The 15,983-nt window shown below is 63.5% G+C and carries 14 protein-coding genes; 9 read left to right on the top strand and 5 right to left on the bottom strand.

What is annotated here, in order from left to right; translation table 11 throughout:
* Nucleotides 1-70: 70 nt before the first annotated feature.
* The 4 genes from AB7C87_RS04360 to AB7C87_RS04345 all read left to right on the top strand — a co-directional run bounded on the left by AB7C87_RS04360 (nucleotide 71) and on the right by AB7C87_RS04345 (nucleotide 4,597).
* On the top strand, nucleotides 71-1,216 hold the full coding sequence (locus tag AB7C87_RS04360; RefSeq protein WP_369728172.1) for an ABC transporter ATP-binding protein: 1,146 nt from the start codon (nucleotides 71-73) through the stop codon (nucleotides 1,214-1,216).
* Between the two features lie 80 nt (nucleotides 1,217-1,296).
* Entirely contained in the window at nucleotides 1,297-2,604 is a 1,308-nt protein-coding gene (gene melA / locus AB7C87_RS04355; protein ID WP_369728171.1) for an alpha-galactosidase, read from the top strand.
* Nucleotides 2,605-2,606: 2 nt separating this feature from the next.
* Nucleotides 2,607-3,761: a galactonate dehydratase gene (dgoD, locus tag AB7C87_RS04350; RefSeq protein ID WP_369728170.1), complete on the top strand. Its 1,155-nt coding sequence runs from the start codon at nucleotides 2,607-2,609 to the stop codon at nucleotides 3,759-3,761.
* 2 nt (nucleotides 3,762-3,763) lie between these two features.
* Entirely contained in the window at nucleotides 3,764-4,597 is an 834-nt protein-coding gene (locus tag AB7C87_RS04345) for an SDR family NAD(P)-dependent oxidoreductase (RefSeq protein WP_369728169.1), read from the top strand.
* Nucleotides 4,598-5,064: 467 nt separating this feature from the next.
* Here AB7C87_RS04345 and AB7C87_RS04340 read toward each other — a convergent pair whose 3' ends face one another.
* Nucleotides 5,065-5,712, bottom strand: coding sequence for a DUF6517 family protein (locus AB7C87_RS04340; RefSeq protein ID WP_369728168.1), 648 nt, complete (start codon nucleotides 5,710-5,712; stop codon nucleotides 5,065-5,067).
* A gap of 121 nt (nucleotides 5,713-5,833) precedes the next feature.
* Here AB7C87_RS04340 and AB7C87_RS04335 point away from each other — a divergent pair, with 121 nt between their 5' ends.
* Nucleotides 5,834-7,000 (top strand): pyridoxal phosphate-dependent aminotransferase, encoded by a 1,167-nt coding sequence (locus tag AB7C87_RS04335; protein WP_369728167.1) that lies wholly within the window; start codon nucleotides 5,834-5,836, stop codon nucleotides 6,998-7,000.
* Between the two features lie 343 nt (nucleotides 7,001-7,343).
* The gene (locus tag AB7C87_RS04330) at nucleotides 7,344-8,309 is read left to right on the top strand and encodes an NADPH:quinone reductase (RefSeq protein ID WP_369728166.1); all 966 of its coding nucleotides are present in this window, start codon (nucleotides 7,344-7,346) and stop codon (nucleotides 8,307-8,309) included.
* 16 nt (nucleotides 8,310-8,325) lie between these two features.
* Here AB7C87_RS04330 and AB7C87_RS04325 read toward each other — a convergent pair whose 3' ends face one another.
* Nucleotides 8,326-8,613, bottom strand: a complete 288-nt coding sequence (locus AB7C87_RS04325; RefSeq protein WP_369728165.1) for a DUF8152 family protein — start codon at nucleotides 8,611-8,613, stop codon at nucleotides 8,326-8,328.
* A 202-nt stretch (nucleotides 8,614-8,815) separates the two neighbouring features.
* Nucleotides 8,816-9,238, bottom strand: a complete 423-nt coding sequence (locus AB7C87_RS04320) for a CoA-binding protein (protein ID WP_369728164.1) — start codon at nucleotides 9,236-9,238, stop codon at nucleotides 8,816-8,818.
* A 113-nt stretch (nucleotides 9,239-9,351) separates the two neighbouring features.
* Here AB7C87_RS04320 and AB7C87_RS04315 point away from each other — a divergent pair, with 113 nt between their 5' ends.
* From AB7C87_RS04315 to AB7C87_RS04305, 3 genes are all read left to right on the top strand, one after another.
* The gene (locus AB7C87_RS04315) at nucleotides 9,352-10,020 is read left to right on the top strand and encodes a CDGSH iron-sulfur domain-containing protein (protein WP_369728163.1); all 669 of its coding nucleotides are present in this window, start codon (nucleotides 9,352-9,354) and stop codon (nucleotides 10,018-10,020) included.
* Between the two features lie 583 nt (nucleotides 10,021-10,603).
* Nucleotides 10,604-11,653, top strand: a complete 1,050-nt coding sequence (locus AB7C87_RS04310) for a hypothetical protein (RefSeq protein WP_369728162.1) — start codon at nucleotides 10,604-10,606, stop codon at nucleotides 11,651-11,653.
* Between the two features lie 152 nt (nucleotides 11,654-11,805).
* Nucleotides 11,806-13,260: an FAD-binding oxidoreductase gene (locus tag AB7C87_RS04305; RefSeq protein WP_369728161.1), complete on the top strand. Its 1,455-nt coding sequence runs from the start codon at nucleotides 11,806-11,808 to the stop codon at nucleotides 13,258-13,260.
* Nucleotides 13,261-13,269: 9 nt separating this feature from the next.
* On the opposite strand, the gene AB7C87_RS04300 is transcribed toward AB7C87_RS04305, so the two are convergent.
* A complete protein-coding gene (locus AB7C87_RS04300; protein WP_369728160.1) occupies nucleotides 13,270-14,160 on the bottom strand; it encodes a pentapeptide repeat-containing protein in 891 nt (296 codons plus the stop codon).
* 107 nt (nucleotides 14,161-14,267) lie between these two features.
* A complete protein-coding gene (locus AB7C87_RS04295; protein WP_369728159.1) occupies nucleotides 14,268-15,956 on the bottom strand; it encodes a thiamine pyrophosphate-binding protein in 1,689 nt (562 codons plus the stop codon).
* Nucleotides 15,957-15,983 lie beyond the last annotated feature (27 nt).

The raw sequence follows: 15,983 nt of genomic DNA, 5'->3' as shown, positions 1-15,983 counted from the left end.
CTTGGCGATTCGTCGCTGGGGACCACGCCCAATCAATAATCTTTTGCATGTGCACGTTTGACGTGGGTGTATGGGACACGTAGCGCTCCGTGAATTAACAAAGACGTTCGAAAAAGACGGAAACGAGATCGTTGCGGTCAGCGATCTCGGGATCGAGATCGAAGACGGCGAGTTCCTCGTTCTCGTCGGCCCCTCGGGCTGTGGAAAGTCGACGACGTTGCGCTGTATCGCCGGCTTAGAACGAACGACCGACGGCGAGATCTGGATCGGCGACGGGGAGGTAACGGACGAAAAACCGAAGAACCGAGACATCGCGATGGTGTTTCAAAACTACGCGCTGTACCCACACATGACCGCCCGCGAGAACATGTCCTTCGGGCTGAAGATGACGACGAATCTCTCGAGTGGGGAGATCGACGAACGTGTCGACGACGCGGCGGAGATGATGGGCATCGAGGAACTCCTCGAGAAGACGCCGGGGGAGCTCTCCGGCGGGCAACAACAACGCGTCGCGCTCGGACGGGCCATCGTTCGCGATCCGGCGGTGTTCTTGATGGACGAACCGCTCTCGAATCTCGACGCGAAACTGCGCGCGAGTATGCGAACCGAGTTACAGGACCTCCAGCAGAAACTCGACGTGACGACCGTCTACGTCACGCACGATCAGACCGAAGCGATGACGATGGGCGACCGGATCGCGATCCTCAACGCCGGGGAGTTGTGCCAGATCGGCTCCCCTCTCGAGTGCTATCACTACCCCGACAGTCGGTTCGTCGCCAGTTTTATCGGCTCGCCGTCGATGAACTTTATCGACGGAAAGATCGAGCACGCCGACGAGGGGGCGACGATACGAACGTCGGCGTTCGAATACGCCCTCGGCGAGGAGACCGTCGATCGAATCACGGATCCCGTTACCGACGTCGTCCTCGGAATCAGACCCGAAGATATCCGAGTGGCGACAGGCGCTGACGACGGCATCCGTGCGGACGTCAGCGTCACCGAACCGGTCGGCGAACGGACGTACGTCTATCTCGATATCGGGGACGTCTCGTGTACCGCGAGTATTCCCGGGGATTCGACCTACGAGCCCGGAGAGACGATCGAGATCGTCATTCCAGAGGACCGAATCCACCTGTTCGATCGGGATACCGACGAGGCGATTTTGAACCGAATCGGTGCGATCGGCCGGGACGAGCCCTCCGTTCCGAACGTGTAACTCCTAAACGCCGAGACCAGATAACCCATGAACGCCGAGACCAGAACACATTTAGTTGTCGACCGTCGAGTTGTTAATACATGACACGTATCGCCCTCGTCGGTGCCGGGAGTATGGTGTTTGCGAAGACGATCGTCGGCGACGTTCTCTCGTTTCCCGAGCTCGCGGATAGCGAAATCGCGTTGATGGACGTCGACGAGCATCGCCTCGAGCAGACGGCGCGGGTCGCCGAGGCGATGGTCGAAAACGCCAACCTCGAGGCGTCGGTCGAGTCGACGACGGACCGTCGCGAGGCCCTCGAGGGTGCGGATTACGTCCTCAATATGATCAACGTCGGCGGAACCGAACCCTTCGAGAACGAGATCCGAATCCCCGAGTCCTACGGCGTCGAGCAAGCCATCGGCGATACGCTCGGGCCCGGCGGCATCTTTCGTGCGCTCCGGACGATCCCGACGATGCTCGAGATCGCCGCGGACGTAGAGGAGTTGTGTCCGGACGCACTCTTGCTCAACTACACGAATCCGATGGCAATCTGCTGTCGGGCGATCGACGAGGCGACCGACGTCGACGTCGTCGGCCTCTGTCACAGCGTTCCGCACACGGCGTCTGCGATCGCCGAGTACGTCGACGTTCCGGCAAACGAACTCGAGTACTGGGTTGCCGGCATCAATCACATGGCCTGGTTTCTCACCCTCGAGCACCGGGGAGAGGATCTCTACCCCCGACTGCGTGAGGCGATGACCGACGACGAAATCTACGAACGGGATACGGTTCGCTTCGAGATGCTGGATCACTTCGGCGCGTTCGTCACGGAGTCGAGCCACCACGTAAGCGAGTATCTCCCGTACTTCCGTACCGACCCGGAAACCATCGAGGAGATGACGGGGACCGGCTACGCCGGGCGGATGCCGACGGCGACGTACCTCGAGGGCTGGAAGGAGCGATCGGACGAACGGGACGACGCACTCGCGGACGTCGACGTCGACGACGTGACGATCGAACGCTCCGAGGAGTACGCCTCGCGGATCATCCACTCGATCGAGACCGATACGCCTCGTCGACTGAATCTGAACGTCTCGAACGAGACGGGGACGATCGCGAACCTCCCCGAGGATGCCTGCGTCGAGGTCCCCTGCCTGATCGACGGGACGGGTGTCCACCCCTGTCGCGTCGGCGACCTACCTACAGGGCTGGTCGCGCTCAATCGGACCAACGTCAACGTCCACCAACTGGCCGTCGACGGCGCCCTCGAGAACGACCGCGAGGCGGTCCACCGGGCGGTCAAACTCGATCCCCTCACGGCGGCGGAACTCACGCTGGACGAGATCCACGCGATGACCGAGGAGTTGATCGACGCGAACGAAGCCTATCTGCCGAGACTCGAGTAACTATGACCGAGATCATCGATTACGAACTGTACGAAGTACCGCCCCGGTGGCTGTTCCTTCGGGTCGAGACCTCCGACGGGACCGTCGGCTGGGGCGAACCGATCGTCGAGGGGCGTGCGAAAACCGTCCGCGGTGCCGTCGAGGAGCTACTCGAGAACTACCTGCTCGGCCAGGACCCACACCGAATCGAGGACCACTGGCAAACGATGTACCGCGGCGGGTTCTACCGTGGCGGTCCCATTCTCATGTCGGCCATCGCCGGCATCGACCAGGCGCTGTGGGATATCAAGGGAAAGCATTTCGGCGCACCGATTTACGAGCTATTGGGCGGAAAAGCCCGAAACCGGATCCGTGTCTACCAGTGGATCGGCGGTGACCGGCCCTCGGAGGTCGGGGACGCGGCCGCGGAGAAGGTCGATCGTGGGTTCACGGCGCTGAAGATGAACGCGACCTCGGAACTCCGGCGCGTAGACAACCCCGCGGTGATCGACAATGCAGTCGACCGCCTGCGGGAGGTCCGAGAGCGCGTCGGCCCCGAAATCGATATCGGCGTCGACTTCCACGGTCGGGTCTCGAAACCGATGGCAAAACGCCTCGCGAAGGCGATGGAGCCCTACGACCCGATGTTCATCGAGGAGCCGGTGCTCCCCGAACACAACGACGCCTTACCCGACATCGCCGCCCACACGACGATTCCGATCGCGACGGGCGAGCGGATGTACTCGCGGTGGGACTTCAAGGAGGTATTCGAAAACGGTGCGGTCGACGTCATCCAACCCGACCTCTCTCACGCCGGCGGGATCACCGAGGTCAAGAAGATCGCGGCGATGGCCGAAGCCTACGATGTCGCGCTCGCGCCACACTGTCCGCTCGGACCGATCGCACTCGCCGCCTGCGTCCACGTCGATACCATCGCGCCGAACGCGTTGATTCAGGAACAGAGTCTGAACATCCACTACAACGAGACCACCGACGTACTCGATTACCTCGCCGATCCGCACGTCTTCGAGTACGACGACGGGTTTATCGACGCTCCGGACGGCCCCGGCCTCGGCATCGACATCGACGAGGGGTACTTAGCGGAACAGGCCGAACGAACCGTCAACTGGCACAACCCGGTCTGGCGACGGGACGACGGGAGCGTGACGGAGTGGTAACGATGGCCGGACGAACGGAACGATCGACGAAGCGGAGCAGTCCGATGGCCGGTCGACTCGAGAACCGAACCGCGATCGTCACCGGTTCGACCCGCGGTATCGGTGCCGGGATCGCTCGTCGGTTCGCACAGGAGGGGGCGAACGTCGTCGTCTCCGGGCGAAGCGAAACCGAGGGCCGAGCGGTCGCCGACGAGATTACAAACTCTCCATCACCGGGCGAAGCGACGTTCGTCCCCGTCGACGTTCGAGAGCCGGACAGCGTCGACTCTCTCGTGGAGGCGACCGCCGATCGATACGGGACCATCGAGGTCGTCGTCAACAACGCCGCGGTTCAGACCGAAACCGGCGTCTCCGATGCGTCCCTCGAGGATTGGGCGTTCGTCGTCGAGACCGACTTTCGGGGCTATTGGTTGACGGTCAAATCCGCACTCGAGCATCTCCCCGAGGGCGGGTCGATCGTCAACGTCTCCTCGAACCACGCGGGCGCGACGATGCCGAATACGTTCCCCTATAACGCGGTGAAAGCCGGGATCAACGGGATGACGCGGGCGATGGCCGTCGAACTCGGACCGATCGGGATTCGCGCCAACACGGTTAACCCGGGGTGGATCGAAGTCGAGCGCACCCGCGCCGAACTCGAAGGCGAGCGCTACGAGTCACTCGAGGAGATCCATCCGCTGGGTCGGATCGGCCAGCCGGCGGACGTCGCGGGCGTCGCGGCGTTTTTAGCGAGCGACGACGCCGCGTTCGTCACCGGCTCGAGCCTCCTGGTCGACGGCGGCCGGACGGCGGTGATGGAAGACGAGACGTTCCTCACCTACAGCAACGACGCGTGAGCGCCGTTTCGATTACGACTCGGTTGGCGAACGTCGATGACGGGAGACGACCCGCCACATGGTCACTGTGCGAGCCCACAGATCGTACAAGAGACAGATTTCAATTATGAATGTGAAATTTATCCTTCTGAGTGGCTGTTTTGCATCTCTAATTCTAATACTGCGTAATGATTGCCTGTCGGACGGATATTTCCAGGTGTAGTCGATCGACTGCAGATTGGCCTGTCTCGCTGAATAAGTCTTACAGAATCCAAAATTAGTGCGTTAATGGTCTCTGAGTCGGGATCACGCCCATATTTGTTTCTCAAAAAAGGACAGAATTCGTTGCTTTGACTTCGGGGAAAACATCTACGAATTGGTGTTTTGGGTGAGGGCGTACTCGAGACTGCGTCGAGGTTGTTGGGGGACGAGTTACGATTCGTTGTGCGGTGGCGAACGGAACCGTCCGTCCGGTAACCGCCGTAGACCTACCACGGATGTTCGACGGCGCTCATCAGCGTCTCGAGGGCGGCCGCTTGCGTCTCGAGTGACTCGGGGTGGATTCCGAGGAGGACGATGCTATCGTCGCCGTGTGGAAACGACGCGAGCGTGATGTCGACGTCGACCACCTCGCCGGGTCGACGTGCGATCCCGGTGAGTCGACTGACGGTGCGGTCTTCGCCGAGGATCTCGTGGTCGAACGACTCCACGTACTCGACGTCTTCGACGTCGCCGTTCGCCCGGTCGGCGAATTCGCCGATCAGTGCTTCCTCGCTCATCTCCGAGACGGGATCGGCGGTTCGACCGAACGCCTCCATTCTGGGTACCGAGACGGCGACGAACGCACTCGAGTCGTACTCGCTGTCGCCAGCGATCCCGGTTTTCGTGTACTCGGAGACCCAGACGGACGCTCGCACGTCACGTTCGACGACGAACTCGACGGATTCGTCGATCGTTTCCGTTCTCACGTCGTCTTCCTCGTAGCCGGTCTCGGCCAGTGCGTCTGTGGTCGGTGCGACTCGCTGACCCTCGAACTCGAGGGGGCCACTCCCCAGTGCAAACTCGAGCCACCCGGACGTCGGTCCGAACAGTCCGACCGTACTCGTCGCGAGTACGGCTCGCCTCGTCAGTTGCATTAGTGTCTCAACTGTCGAATAGAAACTACGTAACCGTTGTGGCTCGACGTCGTGGGCTGTGTGGGGCTCTCGAGAGCGAAACACATCAAGAGTTATCGGGGTCGGCACCACCCCTCTAGGCATGACGGAGTTTGCACACCGGGTCGAGCAGGTGTCGATCAGCGGCATTCGAGAAGTGTTCGAGGCGGCTGGCGCGGACGCGATCAACCTCGGTATCGGCCAGCCCGACTTCCCGACCCCGCCACACGTTCGGCGGGCGGCGATCGAGGCCATCGAAAGCGGTCGAACCGACGCCTACACGTCGAACAAGGGGACGCGGAGCCTGCGGGAAGCCATCTCGTCGAGCTACGAGCGCGAGTACGGCCTCGAGATCGATCCCGAAAACGTCATCGCTACCGCAGGCGGGAGCGAAGCGCTCCACCTGGTGCTCGAGGCCCACGTCGACCCGGGCGAGGAAGTCATCTTCCCGGACCCTGGGTTCGTCTCCTACGACGCGCTGACGAAGATCGCCGGCGGAACGCCGAAGCCGGTCTCGCTTCGGGACGATCTGACGCTCGATCCCGCGGCCGTCGAGGAGGCGATCACCGACGAGACGTCGGTCTTCGTCGTCAACAGCCCCGCGAACCCGACTGGAGCGGTTCAGAGCGAAGCGGATATGCGCGAGTTCGCTCGCATCGCGGACGAACACGACGTGCTCTGTCTCTCCGACGAGGTGTACGAACACATCGTCTTCGACGGCGTTCACCGCTCGCCGATGGAGTTCGCCGAGACGGACAACGTCGTCGTCGTCAGCGCCTGCTCGAAGACGTACTCGATGACCGGCTGGCGGCTGGGCTGGGTCGCCGCTGGGACGGCTTCGCCTTCCACCCCGCACGACGGAGACGCGACGCAGTCCAATCGTCGGATCGAGCGCATGCTCCGCGTCCACCAGTACGCCCAGGCCTGTGCCTCTGCACCCGCCCAGTACGCCGCCGAAGCGGCCCTGACCGGTCCACACGACCCAGTCGAGGAGATGGTCGAAACCTTCGAACGCCGGCGCGACCTCGTCCTCGACGGTCTCGAGGACGCCGGCCTCGAGGTCCCCACGCCACAGGGTGCGTTCTACGTCATGCCCGAAGTTCCCGACGGCTGGTGCGACGAGGTGCTCGAACGCGGCGTCGTCGTCGTTCCCGGCGGTGCCTTCGGCGCGAACGGCGAGGGGTACGCCCGCCTCTCGTACGCGACGGGAACGGAGGATCTGAAGGAGGCCCTCGAGATCATCGACGACGCGACGGCCGCGGTCCGATAGCGTCGGACACCGGACTTCCGGTAAAAACAACGGACAGCGACCGTTAATTCCCCGGATAAACTGGTGTGTGTGTATCACACCCGCCCGGAGCTGTCGGGCGGTCTGTCCAGAATTGTCAGTTGGTCTGTCCAGAGCTGTCGGCGGCCTGTCCGGAGCTGTCGGACCTCTGGTGTGGTCGTCACCGGCGCGACCGATATCACTCCAGCGATCAGATCGACAGAGCGGGACAGCACTTCGTGTCAGTTCTTCGTGGCGAACTCCTCGAGGATCGCCTCGCAAAACGCCTCGAGTGACCGTTTGGATACGTATTCTTATGCCGGCGGAATCCGTCCACTCGAACGACATGCGCGCTGTACGCCTTCACGAACACGGTGACGCGGACGTACTGGGTGTAGACGAGATCGATCGACCCGAACCCGGCGACGACGAACTCCTCCTCGAGGTGGCCGCGGCGGGCGTCAACCCCGTCGACACCTACTTCCGGGACGGCTCGTACGAACCCGTGGGTCTGCCGTTTACGCCCGGCGTCGACGTCTCGGGCGTCGTCGCCGACGTCGGCTCCGAGGTCGAGGACTTCGAGCCGGGCGACCGGGTGTACGGGACCGGAATCGGCAACGCGACGGAGCAGGGCGCCTCCGCCGAGTATGCGACGATCCCAACGGACCGGGTCGTCCATCTGCCTGACGGCGCAGACCTCGTCAAGGCCGGCGGTGCGGGCGTCGCCGCCGTCACCGCCTGGCGGGCATTGATCGACCACGCCGACCTCCAGCCTGCCGAGTACTGTCTCGTCCACGGCGGCTCCGGCGGCGTCGGACACGCGGCCGTCCAGATCGCAAACGCCGTAAGCGCCCGGGTGATCACGACGGCCAGCGAGGAGTACCACGAGGATCTCGAGGCGCTGGGGGCCGAGACCGTCCTCGACTACGGCCGAGACGACCTCGCCGACGCGGTGCTCGAGGCCTCCGATGGCGGCGTCGACGTGATCCTCGACCACCGCCTCGACGACTACCTCCAGTTCGACGCGGACGTCGCCGCGACCGGCGCTCGAGTCGTCGGCATCGGCGAGAACAGCCCCGATCCGGCGTTTACGAACGACGGCGCCGCCCGCTCGAAGGACGTCTCCTACCAGTTTATGAGTATGTTCAACACGCCCGACCTCCGGGTGGCGCTCCGTGGCGTCGCCCATCTCATGGACGTCGGCGCGCTGTCGATCGAGGTGGCCCGTCGGTACGACCTCGAGGAGGTGGCCGACGCCCAGCGCGACGTGATGAACGACAGCTTCCTCGGGAAACTGGTTCTCGAGCCCTGATCCGCTTTCTGGTCTATTAGGGCTCCTCGAGGATCTCCCGACAGATCCCACGGGCGACCTCGACGTGTCGGTCCGCTTTGTCGTGACCCGTTCCATCGACTTCCGAGAGCAGTTGGTCGACCTGTCCGATGCGCTTTCGGATCGTCTCCGCCTCGAGTCCGTCCGTGGTGGCGTCGTTTGCAACCGCTTGCGCTTCGCCGAGCCAGCGACTCACGTCGCGCTCTAGGGGCAACTCGGCGGTCGCGGACAGGTGCTCGTAGACGGTGGTCGCTTGGCGCTCGAGCGGCCTCGAGTGCTCGGTCATGCTACTGACAACGGATCCGATAGCCGTGAGTATTTCCCTCGAGTAGCCGCTGCACGTCAGTGGACACCTGATCGACAGAAGGACGCGTTCGACTGACGGGAGGACCGCGACGACGAACGGAGCGGCGATCCGTGGGCTGTGCGATCAGTAACTCGACCAGCCGGGGTATCGAAGACACAAGATGGCAGTTTGTCCCGCCGAATCAGTCCATCGGGTTGCGGATTAGCTGGCCGTGTTCGACCTTCATACAGCGGTCCTGTACGACATCGACGCCGGCGGATTCGGCCGCTCGTGTCGCTTCGTCGTTCCGAATTCCGGGCTGCATCCATATCGCCTCCACATCATCACGATCTAGCGCCTCATCGACGATTTCCGGAACTTCCTCGCTCGGCCGAAAGATTTCGACGATGTCGATGGGGGACGCAACGTCAGTTAGTGAGTCGGCGGCCTGTTCGCCGAAGATCTCGGTCGCAGTCGGATTGACCGGCCGTATCTCGTACCCATGACGCTGGAGGTACGCCGGCACGATGTGTGCGGCCTTTTCGTGCGATGTCGATGCTCCCACGACGGCGACCCGTTCGTATGCGAGAATCCGACGGAGTTCGTCGGGGGTTTCGATCGGCATACGCTGTGTACTGCAACGACCGGAATCAGTATTACGCTGGCAACGGGTACATGTTTGTTAACGCATCACAACCCTTGTATCCCGCGATTGCGTAGGTCCCAGTAGCGGACAGAATGAAAGAAGACATTCACCAGTACTTCGGCGAGGACATCGTCGTCGAGTACGACGTCAATCGATGCATTCACGCGAGGGAGTGTGTCCGCGGACTGCCGAACGTGTTCGATCCCGACAAGCGACCGTGGATCGAGCCCGACGAGGCTGCCGTCGAGGAGCTTAGATCCGTGATCATGGACTGTCCGACCGGCGCCTTGCAGTTCGAACAGCCTGACGCCGAGTACGAGGAACCGGTACCGAAACGGAACACAGTTTCGGTCGTCCCGGACGGACCGCTGTACCTCTCGGGCGACGTCGAGATCACGGCTTCCGACGGGACGGTTTTGCTCGAGGAGACGCGAGTTGCACTCTGTCGATGTGGCGCATCCTCGAACAAACCGCTCTGTGACAATAGCCACGAGGACGCCGAATTTGAAGCGTCTGGGACGATCTCGGCCGACGAATCTACTGCGGACCATCCCGACGTGGATGGTACCGTACGGGTGACGCCGGTACCCGATGGACCACTCCGTATCGAAGGCCGATTCGAAATGCAGGGACAGGACGGAGGGTCGAAATCGTGCGATAGCGGTGGCTCGCTGTGCCGGTGTGGAGGTTCACAGGAGAAACCAGACTGTGACGGCACGCACGCGAAGATCGGGTTCTCGAGCGACCTGTCGCCCGACTAGCTCGGTAGCGAAAACGCGTCCCGGTTCCCGTTCAACGGACGGCTATGAAGACCGTCTTTCACGTAGCTGTTGGACAGCCGACGTTCAAGACGCAGCGATTCGGTACGCCAACGGTATTTTCGACGATGAGTCCGTCGAGATGGATGTCGTCGCAGTCGTCGTGAATGCCTCCGGGATCGAACTCGGACAGTCGAACTCCGAACGCCGACGAGATTTCGGAGTTGACCGAAGGCTCCGTTCAGTTCGTCGCGTATCAAAAATCTATGAGGCGGCCGGAGTGACCGAAGACGACATCCTCGACGTCGTCGAGACTGCGCCGACGTCCGTCGGAGCGCTTACACGGCGTCAGGAAGCGGGATACCGGTATACCACCGTTTCCTACGACTCCGGACCTTCGACTCCGAAACGAGGTCGGCGAATTCGACGGCCATGCCGAATCGCCACCGTGGCCGATCGCACGAAAAACGTCGGCTTCTGGTGGAGCCCCTGACTCCGAACTGCTGACCGAACGACACAACTGTTGGTAGGTTTGTTACTTGTTACGCTTGGGTATTAATGGCGCCAGGAGAAAAGATGAGTCACAATGTTGTACGAACAGGTCTCCGATCTCGAACTCGAAATCGAAGACTACGATCTCGAAAGCCGCGAGCGGGACACATCGAGTGGCTTCACTCGAGCGACGACCATCGTCTCGTTACACGGCGAGGGCGAAGTCGGCCGCGGCGAGGACGTAACATACGACAACGACGCACACGACGCCCTTCGCGCTACTACAGCGGAGTTTCCCGTCACGGGCGAGTACACGCTCGAGGAGTTTTCGGATCGGGTATCCGAGATCGATTTCTTCCTCGACAACGAACCGAACCAGTCGATCTTTCGTAACTATCGGCAGTGGGCCTTCGAGAGCGCCGCGCTCGACCTCGCGCTGAGACAGGCCGACACGAACCTCGCCGACCAGCTCGATCGCACGTACGATCCGGTTCGATTCGTCGTGAGTACGCGCCTGGAAGAGCCGCCGACCGGCGATCGAGTGCTCGACTGGCTCGACCGCGACTCCGACCTAGAGTTCAAACTCGACCCGACCTCCGAGTGGACCGACGAGGTCGTCCAGCGGCTGGCGGCGACCGACGCGGTACGGACCCTCGACCTCAAGGGCCAGTATCACGGCACGACGGTCGATCAACCTGCTGACCCGGCGCTGTACGAGCGGGTTATCGAGGGGTTTCCCGAGGCCCTCATCGAAGATCCGGAACTGAACGACGAAACGCGACCGTTGTTCGAGGGACACGAACCGCGCGTGACCTGGGATTACCCGATCCGCGGTGTCGAGACGGTCGAAGACCTCTCCTGGGAACCGGAGTGGCTCAACATCAAGCCGTCCCGGTTCGGTTCGGTGCAGTCACTCTTCGAGACGATCGATTACTGTCGTAAACACGAGATACAGCTGTTCGGCGGCGGACAGTTCGAACTCGACGTCGGCCGCGAGCACCTCCACGCGATCGCATCACTGTTCTACCCGAACGCCCCGAACGACGTCGCGCCGAAGGCGTACAACGATCCTGACCCCGGCGGTGACCTCCCCTCGAGTCCACTCACACCCCCTGGCGACTCACAGGGCTTCTCTTGGCGGTAAGATGGTAAGACCAAGATTTGCCACAAGAGTGAGTGTTCGATGTCCATTGGTGTTCACGTTTCGCCTGACAGCGGTCCCGCCTCTGTTCGACTCATCGGATCGCTGGCCCGGCCGCCGCAAACGTTGATAGGCGCCCTCTCCAACGATCCGCTATGCAACACGACTGTTCGTTCCTCGAGGACCTCGAGCTCGTGGACGATCAGCTATCGTTCGCCGAGACGAGACGAGAGACACACGCCGCCGACTGGGGGGCAGAACAACAGGGCCGGGCGGTACTCCCGGACGCCGTCGTCTGGCCCGAGTCGACCGCCGACGTCTCGGCCGTTCTGGCGGCGGCGACCGACCGCGACGTCCCGGTAACGCCCTACGCGGCGGGGACGGGTCTCGAGGGAAACGCGGTGCCGGCCCACGGTGGGATCAGCCTCGATCTCACCCGGATGGACGCCGTGGTCGACTACCGTCCCGAGGACTTCCAGATCGACGTCGGTCCCGGCATTATCGGCGACGACGTCGACGACCACGTCGCCCGTGACGGCCTCTTCTTCCCGCCACTTCCGTCCTCGGGGGACATCTCGACGATCGGCGGGATGATCGCGACCGACGCCAGCGGCATGCAGACGGTCAAGTACGGCGAGGTCGCCGACTGGGTGCTCGGCCTCGAGGCCGTCCTCGCCGACGGTACCGTCATCGAGACCGGCACGCGGGCGGCCAAGACCTCGAGCGGATACAATCTCACCGACCTCCTGATCGGAAGCGAGGGGACGCTCGCGGTCGTCACCGAAGCGACGCTCGAACTCGCCGGCCGCCCAGCCCAGATCCGCGGCGGCCGGGCCGTTTTCGAGACGCTCGAGGACGCGACGAGCGCCATCGCCGAGGCGATCCGCACCGAGGTCGACGTCGCCCGGATCGAACTGCTCGACGCGTTGAGTACGCGGATGACCAACGAGTACCTCGACACTGGCCTCCCCGACGCGCCGACGGTCTTCCTCGAGTTTCACGCAAATCACGGTATCGACGAGGAGATCGCGCTCTGTCGGACGATCTTCGAGGAACACGACGTCGTGCGCTTCGAGACGAGCGCCGATCGGGGGGAGATGGCCGACCTCTGGGAAGCCCGCCGGGAGATCGCCTTCGCCGTCGATACCTACGATCCCGACCTCGTGCCCTTACACCCCGGCGACGTGACGGTCCCGATCAGCGCCTATCCCGAAATCGTCCGCGAGACGAAGCGGATCTCGAAGGATCACGACATTCTTACGCCCTGCTACGGGCACGCGGGCGACGGAAACCTCCACTACAGCGTCCTCGTCGACCCCGACGATCCCGACTCCGTCGAACGGGGCGAACTCGTCTATCGGACGGTCGTCGAACGGGCACTCGAGCTAGGCGGGACGGTCACCGGCGAACACGGCATCGGCGAGGGAAAACGCGAGTTCCTCGAGGCCGAACACGGCGGCGGCGCGGTCGACGCCATGCGTTCGATCAAACACGCGCTCGATCCAACGGATACGCTCAACCCCGGAAAGATCTTCCCCGAGACGCTCGAGGGAAACCGGGTTCGGGGACCGGACGCGGTCGCCGACGCCGGCCGAGACGGGGATCAGTAACCGTCGGGGCTACCACTGGGAGCCGTCGTGCCACGTCACACCGGAGAGGTCGGTGCCCGACGTGACGGTGCTCCTGAGGTTCGCATCCTCGAGGTTCGCCCCGGAGAGATCTGCATCCGTGAAGTCCGCGACCGAGAGGTCGGCCCCCTCGAAGTTCGCCTCCGTGAGCGTCGACTCGGAGAAATCAGCCCTCGTGAAGTCGCTCTCGGCGAGGTCGACGCCCGACATCTCCATTCCGGAGAGGTCGACCTCCGAGAGGTCGACGCGCCTCGCCGTGATTCCCGCGAACGTCACGTCTTCGATCACCGCGTCTTCGAAGATGGCATCGGAGAGCGTGGCGTCGGTGAAATCGGTCCCGGAGAGCGTGGCGTCGGTGAAGTCGACTCCGGTCAGGTCCGCTCCCGAGAAGTCGGCATCCGTCAGATTCGATCCTGAGAGATCGCCGTCCTCGAGGATGACTCCCGAGAGGTCGTCGCCGACCAAAATTCTCCCCGAGAGATCGGCTCCGGCGTAGTTCGCCCCCTCGAGCGTCGCCGCCGCGAGGGCGCTCACCAGGAGGTCGGCCCCCCGGAGGTCGGCTCCCGAGAGGTCGGTCCCCGAGAGCTCCGCCAAAAAGAAGTTTGCGTCCCTGAGATCGGCGTTCGAGAGGTCGGCCCCCGAGAGATCCGCCTCGGTGAAATCGGCGCCAGTGAGTTCACAGCCGGAGAGGTCGGCTCCCGAGAGGTCGGCCTCCGGTTCGACCGTGTGGCCGTTACACTCCATCGTCTGGACGTCGCCGCTCGCGAGACAGCCCGCGAGCGCAACGGCGGCTCCGGTCGTACCGACGGCTCCGAGCCGCTCGAGCAGTCGTCGCCTGGACGTCCGTGATTCCGTCGGTCGGTGGTCGCGATCGAATTGCATGGGTTGGGAGGGCGGGTTTTCGTCGATGAGAGAAGGTGACGCATCTCCCAAGTCAGTTGCGGTCGACGCACACCCGAGGGGAATCGGCTGAAACCGACAGCCAGCGGTCAGTCGTGGACGAGAACGTCGACGACGTCGACGCCGTCTCGAGACAGTGCGGCCTCGAGCGCCGGCTCGATCGAATCTGGCGTCTCGACGCGGGTCGCGGCGGCGCCGTGGCTCTCGGCGTTTTCGACCAGATCGACCGGCGGCTCGAAGTCGGTGGCGACGAACGCGTGATCGTCTTCCTCGCCGCCCAGCAAGGAGAGCGTGTTGTCCTTCAGGATCCGATAGTTGCGGTTGTCGGGAACGACGACGGTGAGGTCGACGCCGGCCCGAACCGCGCTGTAGATCGCCTGCGGATAGTAGAGGTACGAGCCGTCACCGACGAATCCGACGACGTCCCGCGCTCTCTCGCGTTGGCTCTCCGCGATCGCCGCGCCGACCGACGCCGGAAGGCCGTACCCGAGCCCGCCGCCTTTGTTCGAGAGGTACTGCGTCGGCTCGAGATCCCACCGACGCAACATGGCGAACTTCGCCGTTACGCCCTCGTCGACGACGAACGCGTCGCCGGCGACCCGCTCCATCGCGTCGACGAGTTGTCCCTTCGACGCTCGCGGATCGTCCTCCCGGCGGTCGTCGATGGCGGCGACCGACGACTCGATGCGCTCGCGGGCCGCGGCCACGGTCTCGAGTCGCGTTTCGACGGTCTCGCCCCCGATCTTCGGTCGAACTCGGTCGGCGAGTTCGTCCAGTGTGCGTCCCGGATCGCCAACGATCGCCGCGTCGGCCGGCTGGTTCTTGCCGAGTTGCCAGGCGTCGTCGCCGACGTGGATGCAGGTCGTCTCCGAGCCGACGAGTGCGCCCTCGTGGCGGGTGAACGTCGTGTTCGTCGAACAGCCGACGAACGCGACCGTATCGACGTCGAGAAGCGACGAGACGACCTCCTCGTCCGCGGGAAGGTGTGAGACCCACTGCCCGTGTGCCGTCGGGAAACTGACCTCACAGGACATGATCTCGCCGTGGACGCGGGCGCCGGTCGCCTCCGCGAGGTCAACCGCCGCTTCGACTGCCCCCTCGCCCGAGCGGGCTACGTGGTCGCCGACCACCATCACCGGTTCGTCGGCCTCGGCCAGCAACGACGCGGCGCGCTCGAGTTGCCGTGGATCGCCGCCGCCGGCGTCCGGAATCGGCCCAAGTCGCTCGGGTCGAGCGTCGGTCTCGGCCATCATTACGTCGAGTGGCAAGCCGAGAAAGACCGGGCCGGTTGGGGGCGTCAACGCGACGCGAAACGCCCGGCGGAGCATCGTCGGGAGCGCGCTCGCGTCGAGTACCTCGTCGGACCACTTGCAAAACCCCTCGGCCATGCCGGCGAGTTCGCCCGAGAGAATCGGCTCCTCGTGGCGAAAGTCCGTGCTGTGGTTGCCGGCCGTGACGACCAACGGTGCACCGGTCATCTTCGCGGCGTAGAGGTTTCCTAACCCGTGGGCCAGTCCGGGGACGACGTGGAGGTTTACGACCCCGACCGGCAGAACCGACTCGTCGCGATGGGAGTGATACCGGCGGGTCTGTGCGTACCCACCTGCCATCCCGACGGCGACGTCCTCGTGGAGCCCCAAGACGTACTCGAGGTCGCTCTCGCCGATCGCCTCGAGGATCGGAAGCTCCGTCGTCCCCGGATTCCCGAAGACGTAGTCGACGCCGTAGGACTCGAGGGCGTCGACGAAGCAGTCGGCTCCGGTGTAGCTATCGACCATGCTCGTTCGTGAGACGCCAGGGAGTAT

It is taken from the genome of Natrarchaeobius versutus (assembly GCF_041205745.1).
Taxonomy (GTDB): domain Archaea; phylum Halobacteriota; class Halobacteria; order Halobacteriales; family Natrialbaceae; genus Natrarchaeobius; species Natrarchaeobius versutus.
The sequence above is the reverse complement of the archived record's forward strand: the minus strand, read 5'-3'. Positions and strand labels throughout refer to the sequence as shown.

Bases quoted from the DNA above. Each gene is read 5' to 3' on its own strand.
- AB7C87_RS04360 (WP_369728172.1), top strand. From the start codon at position 71: ATGGGACACGTAGCGCTCCGTGAATTAACAAAGACGTTCGAAAAAGAC.
- melA (WP_369728171.1), top strand. From the start codon at position 1,297: ATGACACGTATCGCCCTCGTCGGTGCCGGGAGTATGGTGTTTGCGAAG.
- dgoD (WP_369728170.1), top strand. From the start codon at position 2,607: ATGACCGAGATCATCGATTACGAACTGTACGAAGTACCGCCCCGGTGG.
- AB7C87_RS04345 (WP_369728169.1), top strand. From the start codon at position 3,764: ATGGCCGGACGAACGGAACGATCGACGAAGCGGAGCAGTCCGATGGCC.
- AB7C87_RS04340 (WP_369728168.1), bottom strand. From the start codon at position 5,712: ATGCAACTGACGAGGCGAGCCGTACTCGCGACGAGTACGGTCGGACTG.
- AB7C87_RS04335 (WP_369728167.1), top strand. From the start codon at position 5,834: ATGACGGAGTTTGCACACCGGGTCGAGCAGGTGTCGATCAGCGGCATT.
- AB7C87_RS04330 (WP_369728166.1), top strand. From the start codon at position 7,344: ATGCGCGCTGTACGCCTTCACGAACACGGTGACGCGGACGTACTGGGT.
- AB7C87_RS04325 (WP_369728165.1), bottom strand. From the start codon at position 8,613: ATGACCGAGCACTCGAGGCCGCTCGAGCGCCAAGCGACCACCGTCTAC.
- AB7C87_RS04320 (WP_369728164.1), bottom strand. From the start codon at position 9,238: ATGCCGATCGAAACCCCCGACGAACTCCGTCGGATTCTCGCATACGAA.
- AB7C87_RS04315 (WP_369728163.1), top strand. From the start codon at position 9,352: ATGAAAGAAGACATTCACCAGTACTTCGGCGAGGACATCGTCGTCGAG.
- AB7C87_RS04310 (WP_369728162.1), top strand. From the start codon at position 10,604: ATGTTGTACGAACAGGTCTCCGATCTCGAACTCGAAATCGAAGACTAC.
- AB7C87_RS04305 (WP_369728161.1), top strand. From the start codon at position 11,806: ATGCAACACGACTGTTCGTTCCTCGAGGACCTCGAGCTCGTGGACGAT.
- AB7C87_RS04300 (WP_369728160.1), bottom strand. From the start codon at position 14,160: ATGCAATTCGATCGCGACCACCGACCGACGGAATCACGGACGTCCAGG.
- AB7C87_RS04295 (WP_369728159.1), bottom strand. From the start codon at position 15,956: ATGGTCGATAGCTACACCGGAGCCGACTGCTTCGTCGACGCCCTCGAG.